This window comes from Bacillus sp. UNC125MFCrub1.1, assembly GCF_000701305.1.
GTDB classification, from domain to species: domain Bacteria; phylum Bacillota; class Bacilli; order Bacillales; family Bacillaceae; genus Bacillus; species Bacillus altitudinis.
Map to the genome: position 1 here is coordinate 169,512 of NZ_KL370769.1, position 13,550 is coordinate 183,061.

Consider the following 13,550-nt stretch of genomic DNA (forward strand, 5'->3'; position numbering starts at 1 on the left):
GTTACCAAAACTGTAGAGGTGATCACATGTCATCAGCCGATGAGCTTGCACACGCTTATCAATCTTTATGGAAAAATCGGCAGCTTGATGTAGTGGATATGACTTCATTACACGAGGCGATACGAGATGATTTGCTTGATGTACGCACCCATCCTCGCGCAAGAAAGTCATTACATCAAAAGTATGTACTCGCTGTGGAAAGAATTTTAGAAAGTGCTATTGAGCAGGGTCATCAACTACAGCTGATCAGCTTACATACAAAAAAGCTGCGAGAACTAATTCAAAATGAAGGAAGGAACCACTCATGAAACCAATTCAAACGGAAGATGTCACAGCACATCTTGAATCGTTTTTAAATCGGCCAGTCTTCGTTCATCTTGAAACGACAACTGGTTCTTATTCAGCTCATGTGAATGAGCAAAATATGACGGTCGTGGCGTATATCCGCAACGCAAAAGTTGTCTATTCACAGGCAAAAATAAAAGGACAAGGTCCATACCGTGTCGGAATGAAAACAGAAGATGGCTGGATTTACGCAGAAGGTTTAACCGATTACGTGTTTGATGAACAAGGTCGCCTGCTGTTAGCAGGACACCTGCCAGACGGAAAACTAGCGATCTCATTACAAATTAGTGAAACACCATTTCAGGTGTAGGAGAGAGGGGAACAGTGATGAACGAACATGTACTTGTGATGCTGCCTCACCCCGACGATGAATCCTTCGGGGTCGCAGGGCTCATCGCGCAAAGCAGAAAACGTGGAATTCCAGTGACGTATGCATGCGGGACACTTGGAGAAATGGGAAGAAATATGGGAAGTCCAACATATGCTAACCGTGAGACACTTCCTGAATTAAGAAAACAGGAATTAATCAATGCATGTAAAGAAATGGATGTCACAGACTTGCGAATGCTTGGTCTTCGAGATAAAACGTTGGAATTTGAAGATGATGAGTATTTAGCGGATGTGATGGAACGCATAATTGATGAAGTGAAACCAACTCTTATTGTCACGTTTTATCCAGGTCATGGCGTACACCCTGATCATGATGCGACAGGTGAAGCGGTCATTCGTGCTCTATACCGCAAGAAAAAAGAAGACCGTCCCGTCACATACTGCATGGCCATTACGAAAAATCGAGAAGAAGTGCTAGGAAATGCCGATATTGTGATTGATATTACGGATGTAGCCGATATCAAATTAAATGCACTAAGAGCGCATAGAACACAAACAGAAGGCATGCTAAGAGAGCTTGAACAAAAGTTGAAAAACAAAGAACCAGTCGTCCAAAAATGGTTTGATGAAGAAATTTTCTGGACGTATCAATGGAATGACTAAATGAAAGGCAGCTGACTGAAGTCAGCTGCCTCAGATTGTAGAGAAACCCATGTTTTTCTACAATCTTTTTTATTTTCACCATCATTATGATAGATGAGATTGAAGGAAAAACATGAAAAAGGCCTCCCACACACCTAGCCTAGCTTTGCTAGGTGTGTGGCAATCTTCTTCATGTTCTGGCAGGCAGCTGTGAGAAGCACTTGCTCACTTACATTTTGTTTTCCCCTTAACCGGCAGTAGCGAAGCCCATGCAGTTGTTTTGAATCTGCAAAGCTTCGCTCTATTTTTTCTTTTCTTTTTTTATATAGCTCTTTTCCAGCGGCAGACAGACGATTTTGCCTGATCTTTTCTTTATGTTCCTCCCACACATGTCTTGAGATGACCTTTTGATGATTTTTAGATCTTGTGCAGTTTTCAAGGAAAGGACACGATGTGCATTTTTTAGGATCTGATTTGTAGAACCTATAACCTTTTCGATCAGTCGTGGTATATAAAAGCTTTTCACCATTCGGGCATATGTATTGATCGTGTTCAGAATCATACTGGAATTTCCACTTCTCGAATAATCCTCTTGTTGGATGAAAACGTCTATGTGCGATGACACCAAAAATATGGCGATCAGATAAACCTTTACAGATTGGGCTGGTCAAATAACCAGAATCAAGGGCAACTGCGTCTACTTAAAAACCAAATCGTGCGATTTGGTGATCCAATCGTTCAAGATACGGAACGGAATCATGGACATTGCCAGGCGTGACATGGGCATCTGTGATGATATTGTACTTCATATCCGTTGTACGGTGGTCTAGGTAGAAAAAGCCTTCTGGTTTGTTTTCACGATAAAGATAGCCACTTTCAGGATCAGTCGTACTTTGACGAATGTCTTTTTCCGTTTTCACCTCCTCTTTTACCTTTAAGGGCTTTTTTCCGTGTGCCACCCGATCTTCTTGGATCGCTTCTTCTAATTCATTTATATAGTTCTGGGTATCTTGTTCAATCGTTTTTCTTGTATATTTATGTTTATTGGCATTGGCTTTAAGATGAGTGGAGTCAGTAAAAAGAACGCGCCCTCCAACCATATCGTGATTGATGGCTTGAAGAACAATTTCATCGAAAATGTCTTGAAAAATGGTTGTATCTTTAAATCGAGTACGACGATTCCAGCTAATGGTCGAATGATGGGGAACGGGGTCATTGATGTTTAAACCTAAAAACCATCTATACGCCATGTTATAGTAAATTTCTTTTTCAAGTTGTCTTTCAGAACGGATACCGTACAGGTATCCGATAAACATCATTTTAAACAAAATAAGTGGATCAAGTGAGGGACGACCTTTATTCTCACTATAATATGGTTTTACTTTGTCTATGATAAATGAAAAATCAATGTACTGATCAATTTTACTAAGCAGGTGATCCTCTTCGACCAATTGATCTAGCAAAACAAATTCGGCTTCGTGCTGAGAAGAATTTCTAGTGTGGAACATGAGAAAAACACCTTCCTTTAGTATGCTTTTCTCTATTATAAAATGGGATAGTGGAAAATTTAAGGAAAAAAATAAAGCTGTCGAGATTTTCTCGACAGCCTGAGGCAGCTGACTGAAGTCAGCTGCCTTTTCCTGTTGTATCAGAATGCATACGTCTTTCAATCAACCTGAGACGAACAAATAGGACGATGGCACCTGCGGCAAGCCCAGTAATCAGCCCAACCCAATAACCAAACGCTCCAAATGAGGTATACGTGCCAATCAAGTAGCCAGCTGGAAGGCCGATGACCCAGTAAGAGACAAACGCAGCAATCAGTGTGTAATTCACATCTTTATAGCCGCGCAGAGCCCCTTGAATGGGTGCAGCGATCGCATCAGACAGCTGGAAAAAGATCGCATACATCAAAAAGTGCTGTGTCATTTGTAAAACAGCTGATTCAGTTGTATATAAACCAGCGATCTCAGGTCTAAATAACAAGATGAGTGCTGCAGTACATAATGAGAACAAAACAGCTGTTGCAATGCCAATATAGCTGTAGCTTTTTGCGTCTTTATATCGCATGGCACCGGCTTCAAAACCTACAACAATCGTTAAAGCCATTGAGATACTAAGCGGCAGGATATATAAAATAGAAGCAAAGTTCATCGCTGCTTGGTGACTGGCGATTGTCACAGTATCAAAGTGACCCATTAAGAGCGTGACAGCTGCAAAAATACTTGTTTCAAAAAAGATCGCAAACCCAATAGGGATACCGATTTTCAGTATTTGACCCATTCGGGAGACGTTAAAACGAGGTAATGTCTGAAACAACCGAAAGGATGCAAACGGTTCGGCTTTGATGACAATACAAATACTCATGATGAAAATCGCCCAATACGTCAGCGCAGATGCAAGACCTGCCCCTGCACCGCCAAGCTTTGGAAACCCAAAGTTTCCAAAAATAAAGAGATAATTTAAAACAAAATTAATAGGAAGTGCGGTTAACGTAATGAACATCGTTACACGTGTTTTTCCTAATGCATCAATGAACGATCTCATGACTGAATAACCAAAAAGCGGGATGATCCCAATAGCAAGGAAGCTGAGAAAATGACGGGCAATGGTTTCTACGGATGGTTCAAGCCCAAGTCTCCCTAAAATAAAAGGAACACACAACGATCCAATAACAATCACCACGATACTTAAAAGAAAAGATAAATAAATGGCCTGGAAGACTGCACGAGGAACGTCTTCCCTGCGGCCGCCGCCCATCAGCTGAGCCACAATAGGGGTAACAGCCATTAAAATGCCAGCGAGGCCAGTATAAACAGGTGTCCAAATGCTCGAACCGATCGCTACACCTGCTAGGTCTTCTGCACTCACTTTTCCAGACATCACCGTGTCTAAAAATGTGATGAGCGAAAGACCTGCTTGTGTAATTAAAATCGGAATCAATATGGTTAAAAATTGTGCCAACTTTGCTCGAATACTATTCGTTTCTCTCATCATAAGTTCCTCTCTGAACAGAAATAACGAGAGGAATTATATCATGCTATGTAAAAAAATCAATTCTCTGTCGGATTATTTTTCTTTGAGGGCTTCGTTTTTTTGAACATTTGGGCATAAATAAAAGAAAGACTGACAACACCTAAAATGCTGCAAGCATATTGAATCACTTTTTGAATGGTCATATTGAATTCACCTCCATACAAATAGAATGTGCACAATTTGTTATTTTATGACACAAGCGAAAGAAGGAGGGACATGGTGAGATGATCAATCGCACAAATGAAGAAGCGATGTTTAAGTTAGAAATGAAATCTCATTTGACGCAAATTATGATGGATGCAAGGAAAATCGTCGATTCGCTTGACCAGACCGAACAATGCCTTCTTTGTGAACTCGAATCATTGCATGATCAGTTTAATGAAATGCATGCAGAGGCTTCCTCGTTTTATTTACAAGCATATATGGAAGAATTCACACCAGGTTTTGCTCAATTTTCTTTAGCCATTGAGAACTTATCAAAACAAAAGCATGGCGCACTGATTGTGATTCAAAGGAGAGATGAGGTTGAGGATTATATACAAAAAGGGACAAACCTCCATGCGAAAATTAGCGCATCATTAATAGAAAGCATTTTCTATCCTGGAAACCCACTTCATGATGGCGCTCTTTTAGTAAAAGAAAATACGCTTGTTTCCGCTGCAAACGTTCTACCGCTCACCTCAAAAAAAGTCAGCCCTTCTCTTGGCACAAGACACCGGGCAGCCATTGGACTTTCTGGCATGACCGATGCCCTTGTTCTTGTGGTATCAGAAGAAACAGGGAAAATGTCGTTTGCGAAAGAAGGCGTCCTCTATCCGTTAACTGTAAAAGATCAAGAAATCAGAAAGTAAACATGAACACAGCATTCTTCATTGGGAAGGGTGCTTTTTTTATTGAGAAGAAAAAACAGGCAATTAAGTAAAAAGTCATTTGATACAGAAAAATTTGTCATGTAGAATAGAACTATGAAACTAGCAACGTGCTTGTTTTGACAAATTTCTAAACGTCAACTTAAAAATTCCTTAAAAATTGTTTATAAATACAGCAAACAGCCGATAGAAACGATATGGCTTTGTTTTAGCATTTTGAGTTTGCTGCTCTAACCTATTTAGTATTGCCCAACGTCTTCATGTCGAGTAATATAATAGAAATAAAGATAAAATAGTGCAAGAGAAGCAGAACCATTAAATGCTAAACTCAAAACTAGTACATAAGTCTTATGGAACGAAATCATGAAAGGCGGAGATTTATCTATGAAGAAAAAAGTAGTAACCGGCCTCACAGTTTCAGCGATCGCAGGCTCAGCTGTTATTGCTGCACCGGCAGAAGCACAGACGATCAAGGTGAAAAGCGGTGACTCACTTTGGAAGATTGCCGAACAGTACAACACAAGTATTTCGGAACTTCAATCTCTTAATCAATTAAAAACGACGATGATTTTTGCAGGACAAAGCTTAAAGATTCCTGGTGCAAAAAGTTCAAAATCCAGCTCATCAACAAGTTCAAAAGCAACGAAATCAAGTGCTTCAACAACATCTAGCTATACAGTCAAGCTTGGGGATTCATTATGGCTGATTGCGAAGAATCACAAAATGTCAGTTGCAAGTTTGAAAAGTTTGAACAGCTTAAACAGTGACCTCATTCGTCCTGGACAAAAGCTGAAAGTGTCTGGAACGACGAAAACGAGCGGCAGCCAGTCCACAAATTCAAACTCAACATCTAATTCTAGCTCAAGTAACAAATCAACGAATTCTAATAGTTCGTCGTCAGCATCTAGTACATATAAAGTGAAATTAGGCGATTCACTTTGGAAAATTGCCAATTCGTTAAATATGTCGATTGGTGAAATTAAAACATTGAACTCGCTAAAATCTGATATGATTTATCCAAATCAAGTATTGAAGGTAAAAGGAACGGTGACGTCAAAACCAAGTCAGCCGAAAGCACCTGCTCAACCTAGCACGCCTTCAAACAGCAATCAGTCTTCAAGTAGTAAAACAACATCTTATACGGTTAAATCAGGTGATTCATTATGGAAAATTGCGAATCAGTTTAAGGTGCAGGTTCAATCAATCCGCACAGCAAACAGCTTGAAAAGTGATGTGCTGAGAATTGGACAAGTATTAAAAATCAACGGAACAGCTTCCGGTTCAACTGGATCTAATGGTTCTACGTCAAACGGTTCAACAACACCGGTCAACAATAATAAAACTGACGTTCCAATGAATGCAAAAATCACGACAATGATTCAAGAAGGTAAAAAACTCACAGGCATTCCTTACAGATGGGGTGGCAATACACCAGCTGGATTTGATTGTAGCGGCTTTGTTTACTATCTCATTAATAAGGTTTCATCAGTATCTAGATTGAGTACAGCAGGATACTGGAATATGATGACGCCTGTCAGCACACCACAAGTTGGAGATTTTGTTTATTTCACAACGTACAAAGCAGGTCCTTCTCATATGGGACTATACCTAGGTGGAGGAGATTTCCTTCATGCAAGTGACAGCGGAGTAGGAATTTCAAACTTAAGCAATCCTTATTGGAAAAAAGCCTACCTAGGCGCAAAACGTTTCTTCTAAAAAAGCCGATTTTCGGCTTTTTTTGTTTGCCCGTTGCTGTGATTGTCCATACTGATATCAAAAGGGGGCAGTCATAAATGAAAAAGTCAGTGTGGATGATCATGATATGTTTGATCTTTACCGCATCAGCATGTCATGCACCGCCGAAAAAAGAAACGACAGAAGAAACAAGAGAAGTTGCCGCACCTAAACAAGCACCAGTCACAACGTCACTCATAAACGAAAGCGGGCAAAAAATAGGGAGCATTGAAATAAGAGAGTCCTCAGAAAATGGGCTGGATCTGCATGTGAAAGCGAAAGGACTGCCACCAGGTCCTCACGGCTTTCATATTCATGAAACAGGAATATGTGAAACGCCAGATTTTGAAACAGCAGGTGCACATTTTAATCCGACCCATAGAGAGCATGGCTTCGACAACCCAAAAGGGCATCATGCTGGAGATATGCCTAATTTAGAGGTAGGGGCAGATGGACAAATTGATGTTGTCGTGAATGTACCAGATGTGACGTTAAAGGGAGGCCCGAATCAATTGGTTGATCAAAACGGGCGAAGTTTCATCATCCATGCAGAAGCAGATGATTACTTAAGCAACCCTTCTGGCAACTCAGGGAAACGCATTGCTTGCGGAGCCATCACAAAAGAAATGGTAAAATAACAGAAGACGAACCTTTATGTATTGAGTGCATAAAGGTTTTTTTAGTATACTTGGTGAGGAAAATGATCGAAGAGAGGAATTAATCATATATGTTTAACCAACCATCACTCCCAGAAGAAATTCAAGCAATGATCGAAGCAAAAGGAAAAGTTCTCGAAGAAGAATTTCGTCCGCTTATCGGAACAGGCGGCTATGAATCACAAGATACGTCTATTATTCAAGATGCCATGATTGCACTTGCCCTAGGAAAAAATGTTCTGTTAAAAGGACCGACGGGCTCAGGTAAAACCAAACTAGCAGAAACTTTATCCGCTTTCTTTCAACAGCCGATGCACAGTGTAAACTGCTCAGTTGACCTTGATGCAGAAAGTCTTATTGGCTATAAAACCATCCATAATGATGGACAAGTTGCTTCTATAGAATTCATTGAAGGACCCGTTACAAAAGCAATGAAAAAAGGACACCTTTTATATATTGATGAAATCAACATGGCAAAACCAGAAACACTGCCTATTTTAAACGGTGTGCTTGATTACAGAAAAATGATGACAAACCCATTTACAGGTGAAGTCGTTAGAGCAGAAGAAGGTTTTGGCGTGATTGCAGCAATCAATGAGGGATATGTGGGGACAGTGCCGCTCAATGAAGCGCTGAAAAACCGTTTTGTCGTCATTGAAGTTCCTTACATTGGCGGTGGCATTTTAAAAGAAGTACTGCACACTCAGTCCGTATTAAAGGATGAGCGGTTAATCGATCAATTCGTACAGCTCTCATCAGATCTCATCGTCCAAGCACACAATGGACAGGTCAGTGAAGAAGCCGCATCCATTCGCGCACTGTTAGATACATGTGATCTTGCGCAATATATTCCGCCGCTTCGTGCAATTGAACGAGGAATTGTAGAGAAGCTAGAAGATGACCGGGAAAAAGCAGCGGTAAGAAATATCGCTCAAACATTATTCGAGTGAGGTTCTGACTTTTGAAATTCATCAAATTTAATGACAGCAGAATCGATTCATTTCTATTTATGGAATTAACGGATTTAGCCAAAACACTTGCCAAAAGTGATGATGTGGAGCTTGAATACGGTGTTCAATCGTACTATGAACCGTTTGAAAAGAAAATTTTCATCAGCCATTTTTGGGATGATCGTCATCAAGAGGATATGATGGCAGGCCTAAAAAGTGATGTGTTTCTGCGAGCAGTAGGGACAGTGTATAGCGATCTTACAGTGTTTGAAGACATCATTTCCTATGCCCACACATTATCCATTCCTGATGTGTGCAAACAATTGTTTATGCTGTTTGAAGATATCCGCATTGAAGAGCGGATTAAACGTGACCGCCCAGGAACAAAAAAGGTATTTAAACGGAGAAGAGAGCTTTACAGACGTCACTTTAAAACACAATTAACGATTAACCAAGAGCGCAGTATTTTAACAGATGCACTCTTTTGTGCGATATACGTGAAGCTGACAGCCGAATCTCCGCTTGAAGAAATTCCACCCCTTCATGAGCGGATAGATCCAATGATTCCGTTTATTGAGTCAAGTCTTGAACGTGTATATGACGCACGCTCGACATCTGATATCGCCATCATTGTGAAGGAATTGACAGAAGGCTTCGATGAGCTCCTTGAAAAGGATATGCTGAACACATACTTTTTCTTCCCAGAATTGGACTATGAAAAAGCGGCAAAAGAACCGCTTTTCCATGACCTCAAAAGAAAGCCAAAATTAAGTGAGGATATAAAAGTCGATCGGGAAAAAGAGGGGGATGAAGACATCCATAATGAATATATGGAAGTATGGCATAGAGAAACGGAAGCACCATCTAAAAGTTTCCTTCAATTTGATTTAGAACACGGTGGTAAAAGCGATCTCGGTAAAGATGCGGCAAGAGAAGGTGACGATGGAGATCAGGCGCTTGGAACGGTTCAAGGTTCAGCCAAACAAACCCATCGAAAAGACTATTCAAAGCTTGAAGCACTAGAAGAGGCAGAAGGAGAAGAAAGCGGGGCAGATTCGCATGAGAATGGAAAAGAAAACAAATATGCATTTCCAGTCATGATTTCACCAGAATCTCCTTCACCAGAGCAAGTAGATGTGTACAGGCAGCACGCAAAGGCAATCGAGCCTTATCAGAAACGCTTAAAACAAATGATTCAAAAAACACTTGAGCATAAAAAATCATGGCCAAAAACAGATCTTCATGCAGGACGTCTCAGTAAAAAGCTCATTCGTTATTTTACAGAGTCCAATCCTCGACTATTTTATAAAAAACAAGCGCCATCTTCTCAAATTGATGCTGTGTTCACTTTATTAGTTGACTGTTCTGCGAGTATGTTTGACAAAATGGATGAGACAAAAAAAGGGATTGTTCTGTTTCATGAAGCTTTAAAATCAGTGCAGGTACCTCATCAAATTGTAGGGTTCTGGGAAGATACAAATGACGCAACTGAAACAAGTCAGCCGAACTACTTTAACACCGTCGTATCGTTCAAAGATTCCTTATTTGACGCAGGACCATCCATCATGTCACTTGAGCCAGAAGAGGATAACCGGGACGGCTATGCGATTCGCCAAATGACAAAAATGATTTTAAAACGAAGAGAAGAGCAAAAGTTCCTCATTGTTTTCTCAGACGGAGAGCCGGCTGCATTCAGCTACGAACAAAATGGGATCGTGGATACACATGAAGCGGTTCTCGAAGCGAGAAAAAAGGGAATTGAAGTCATCAATGTGTTTTTATCCAATTCTCCGATTGAAGAGGCGCAGATGAAAACGATCCAAGATATGTATGGCAAGTTCAGCATTTTTGTACCGGATGTCGATACATTGCCAGATGTGCTATATCCATTACTCAAGAAATTGCTGCATAAAAGCATTGGGGCATAAGGTTTTGCCCCTTTCTTTAAAATATTTTTCGGAATGATTTAAATTTTTTGTTTTTCTTTGAATTTTTTATCTTTAATTGAACAAAGAATGTAGAAAGTAATCCGAAACAGTGGTAGAATATGATTGGAAGCGTTTTATTACATAAATTTGGTCATTGTGTTCTGGAAGTTATATCGAGATAGTGTTCAATCACTTGATGATCAAAGTTGGGGGTAGTGTTCAAAATGTTTCAAAATGATGTGAAACAACCGTTGAGTTGGGAAGAATTTCATGGTCCGAACCTCGGCTACGTGCTCGAGCTCTACGATCAATATGTCCAGGATCCTACTAGTGTTGATGAAGACATAAGAGGCATATTTGATGAACTTGGTGCACCACCGAGTGAAATGAAGGAGGAAATTGGGAAAAAAGAAAATAGCGTAGTTACTTCTGAACAAATCCAAAAGATAGCATCAGTCGTTAAACTGGCAGAAGACATCAGAACGTATGGCCATTTAAATGCTTCCGTCAATCCTCTTCGCAAAGAAAAGGAATTACAAGAGCTGTTTCCATTAAAGGAATACGGTTTAACTGAAGAAGACGTTAAGAATATTCCAATATCAATTATTAGTCCAGATGCACCTAAACACATTTCAAACGGCATAGAAGCCATTAACCATTTGAGAAATACGTATAAGCGTACCATTTCATTTGAGTTTGATCATGTACATGACTTCGAAGAGCGCAACTGGCTCTCTAAATCTATTGAGTCTGGTGAATTATTTAAGAAAAAACCAGCAGATAAACTAGTTTCTGTACTCAAAAGATTAACAGAAGTCGAGCAATTTGAGCAGTTCCTTCATAAAACATTTGTTGGACAAAAGCGTTTTTCTATAGAAGGATTAGACGCACTTGTTCCAGTACTTGATGAAATTATATCCGAGTCTGTTACACAAGGGACTTCAAATATTAACATTGGAATGGCACATAGAGGCCGTTTAAATGTATTAGCACATGTGTTAGGAAAGCCATATGAGATCATTTTCTCAGAATTCCAGCATGCGCCTAATAAAGAGCTTGTACCATCAGAAGGCTCTATCGGCATCAGCTACGGATGGACAGGGGATGTAAAATATCATCTCGGTGCTGACCGCCAAATCAAAGATGAAGATACAAAGAGTGCAAGAGTCACACTTGCCAATAACCCAAGTCACTTGGAATTTATTGATCCGATTATTGAAGGAAGCACTCGTGCTGCTCAAGAATCGCGTACTCAAAAAGGCTATCCAGTTCAAGACGTTGAAAAAGCGTTAGCCATCTTAATTCATGGGGATGCTGCATTTCCTGGAGAGGGAATTGTCGCAGAAACATTAAATTTAAGTCAATTAGTCGGCTATCAAGTGGGGGGAACGATCCATATCATTGCCAACAATATGATTGGATTTACCACAGAAAGCAATGAATCTCGTTCAACGAAATACGCTAGTGACCTTGCAAAAGGTTTCGAGATTCCAATTGTTCACGTCAATGCAGACGATCCAGAAGCTTGTTTAGCAGCTGTTCAGCTGGCGGTAGAATACCGTAAACGGTTTAAAAAGGATTTCTTAATTGACTTGATTGGCTACCGCAGATATGGCCATAACGAAATGGATGAGCCTTCTACTACTCAGCCAATGCTGTACGATGCGGTCAGAAAGCACAAAACGGTCAAGAATATCTTCGCAGATAAGCTTGTCACTGAGGGCCTTCTGTCAAAAGAACAAAGAGAAGAAATTGAGCAGGCTGTCACGGCAAAAATTGAAGAAGCTTATAAAAAAGTACCTTCAAAGAAAGAACATACGATTCAAGAAATCGAACTGCCAGAGCCTGTATCTAACGGCTTCCCTGCAGTTGATACATCTGTAGAGTTTGATGTATTAAGAAAGCTGAATGAAGAATTAATTAGCTGGCCGAAAGACTTCCAAGTATTCGGTAAGCTAAAGCGGATCCTTGAAAAACGTGCAAAAGTGTTTACAGATGATCGCAAAGTGGAATGGTCACTTGGTGAAGCACTGGCATTTGCATCTATATTAAAAGACGGTACGCCGATTCGAATGACCGGACAGGATTCTGAGCGAGGCACATTTGCTCAAAGAAACCTTGTTCTTCACGACAGTCAAACGGGTGATGAATTCATTGCTCTTCATGAACTGAGTGATGCAAATGCATCATTTACAGTCCATAATAGTCCACTGTCAGAAGGCTCTGTCATCGGGTTTGAATATGGTTATAATGTCTATTCTCCTGAAACATTAGTGATTTGGGAAGCTCAATTTGGAGACTTCGCAAATGCGGCTCAAGTGTATTTTGATCAATTTATTTCAGCAGGCCGCGCCAAGTGGGGACAAAAGTCAGGGCTTGTGATGCTCTTGCCACATGGATATGAAGGACAAGGTCCAGAACATTCTAGTGGAAGAACAGAACGCTTCTTGCAATCAGCTGCTGAGAATAACTGGACAGTTGCGAACCTGACAAGTGCAGCTCAATACTTCCATATTCTTAGAAGACAGGCGAAAATGCTGCTTCGTGAAGAGATTCGTCCTCTTGTCATCATGACACCGAAGAGTCTGCTTCGAAACCCGAACACATTATCCGAAGTCCAAGAACTAACAGATGGACAGTTCCGTCCAGTTCTTGAACAGCCGGGCCTTGTGCATGATCATGAAAAAGTAACACGCCTTGTGCTATCGAGCGGGAAGGTATCGATCGATATTAGTGATCGTTTTACTCAAATGGAAGACTCAAAAGATTGGCTTCATATTGCGAGAGTGGAACAATTATATCCATTCCCAGCCAAAGATATTAAAGCCATTTTATCAAAACTGACGAACTTAGAAGAAATCGTATGGGTGCAAGAAGAACCGCAAAATATGGGCGCTTGGGGATATATTGAGCCATATTTACGTGAAATTGCATCTGAAAAAGTAAAAGTACGTTACATCGGCCGCAGAAGACGTTCAAGTACGGCTGAGGGTGATCCAACTGTTCATAAAAAAGAACAAGAACGAATTGTATCTGATAGCTTGACTCGCAAAAACTAAG

11 protein-coding genes and 1 pseudogene are annotated in these 13,550 nt (G+C 40.4%); 9 read left to right on the forward strand and 3 right to left on the reverse strand.

The features are described from left to right. The first annotated feature begins 26 nt into the window (after positions 1–26). The 3 genes from N521_RS13755 to bshB2 are packed head-to-tail and all read left to right on the forward strand — an operon-like array spanning position 27 to position 1,338. Positions 27–308 (forward strand): hypothetical protein, encoded by a 282-nt coding sequence (locus tag N521_RS13755; protein WP_035391740.1) that lies wholly within the window; start codon positions 27–29, stop codon positions 306–308. Beyond that, complete coding sequence (locus N521_RS13760) at positions 305–655, forward strand: YojF family protein (protein WP_008346474.1); 351 nt, start codon at positions 305–307, stop codon at positions 653–655. The genes N521_RS13755 and N521_RS13760 overlap by 4 nt, the downstream gene beginning before the upstream one ends. Positions 656–672: 17 nt before the next feature. Further along, positions 673–1,338, forward strand: a complete 666-nt coding sequence (gene bshB2, locus N521_RS13765) for a bacillithiol biosynthesis deacetylase BshB2 (RefSeq protein WP_007500738.1) — start codon at positions 673–675, stop codon at positions 1,336–1,338. 134 nt (positions 1,339–1,472) lie between these two features. Here bshB2 and N521_RS13770 read toward each other — a convergent pair. The 3 genes and pseudogenes from N521_RS13770 to N521_RS19910 form a co-directional block, all read right to left on the reverse strand. After that, positions 1,473–2,825: pseudogene (locus N521_RS13770) on the reverse strand (IS1182 family transposase). 118 nt (positions 2,826–2,943) lie between these two features. After that, on the reverse strand, positions 2,944–4,311 hold the full coding sequence (locus N521_RS13775; RefSeq protein WP_019743266.1) for an MATE family efflux transporter: 1,368 nt from the start codon (positions 4,309–4,311) through the stop codon (positions 2,944–2,946). 59 nt (positions 4,312–4,370) lie between these two features. Beyond that, positions 4,371–4,496, reverse strand: a complete 126-nt coding sequence (locus N521_RS19910) for a hypothetical protein (protein WP_003215647.1) — start codon at positions 4,494–4,496, stop codon at positions 4,371–4,373. Positions 4,497–4,577: 81 nt separating this feature from the next. Between N521_RS19910 and cdaS the strand changes: the two genes are divergently transcribed. The 6 genes from cdaS (at position 4,578) to sucA (ending at position 13,549) form a co-directional block, all read left to right on the forward strand. Next, positions 4,578–5,204 (forward strand): sporulation-specific diadenylate cyclase CdaS, encoded by a 627-nt coding sequence (cdaS, locus tag N521_RS13780; protein ID WP_024718575.1) that lies wholly within the window; start codon positions 4,578–4,580, stop codon positions 5,202–5,204. A gap of 402 nt (positions 5,205–5,606) precedes the next feature. Further along, on the forward strand, positions 5,607–6,938 hold the full coding sequence (locus tag N521_RS13785; RefSeq protein ID WP_035392632.1) for a C40 family peptidase: 1,332 nt from the start codon (positions 5,607–5,609) through the stop codon (positions 6,936–6,938). 77 nt (positions 6,939–7,015) lie between these two features. After that, complete coding sequence (locus N521_RS13790; RefSeq protein WP_035391741.1) at positions 7,016–7,594, forward strand: superoxide dismutase family protein; 579 nt, start codon at positions 7,016–7,018, stop codon at positions 7,592–7,594. A gap of 89 nt (positions 7,595–7,683) precedes the next feature. Continuing rightward, positions 7,684–8,562, forward strand: coding sequence for an ATP-binding protein (locus N521_RS13795; RefSeq protein ID WP_017367449.1), 879 nt, complete (start codon positions 7,684–7,686; stop codon positions 8,560–8,562). 11 nt (positions 8,563–8,573) lie between these two features. Beyond that, the gene (locus N521_RS13800) at positions 8,574–10,490 is read left to right on the forward strand and encodes a vWA domain-containing protein (protein WP_017367448.1); all 1,917 of its coding nucleotides are present in this window, start codon (positions 8,574–8,576) and stop codon (positions 10,488–10,490) included. Between the two features lie 224 nt (positions 10,491–10,714). Next, entirely contained in the window at positions 10,715–13,549 is a 2,835-nt protein-coding gene (gene sucA, locus N521_RS13805) for a 2-oxoglutarate dehydrogenase E1 component (protein WP_035391743.1), read from the forward strand. Position 13,550 lies beyond the last annotated feature (1 nt).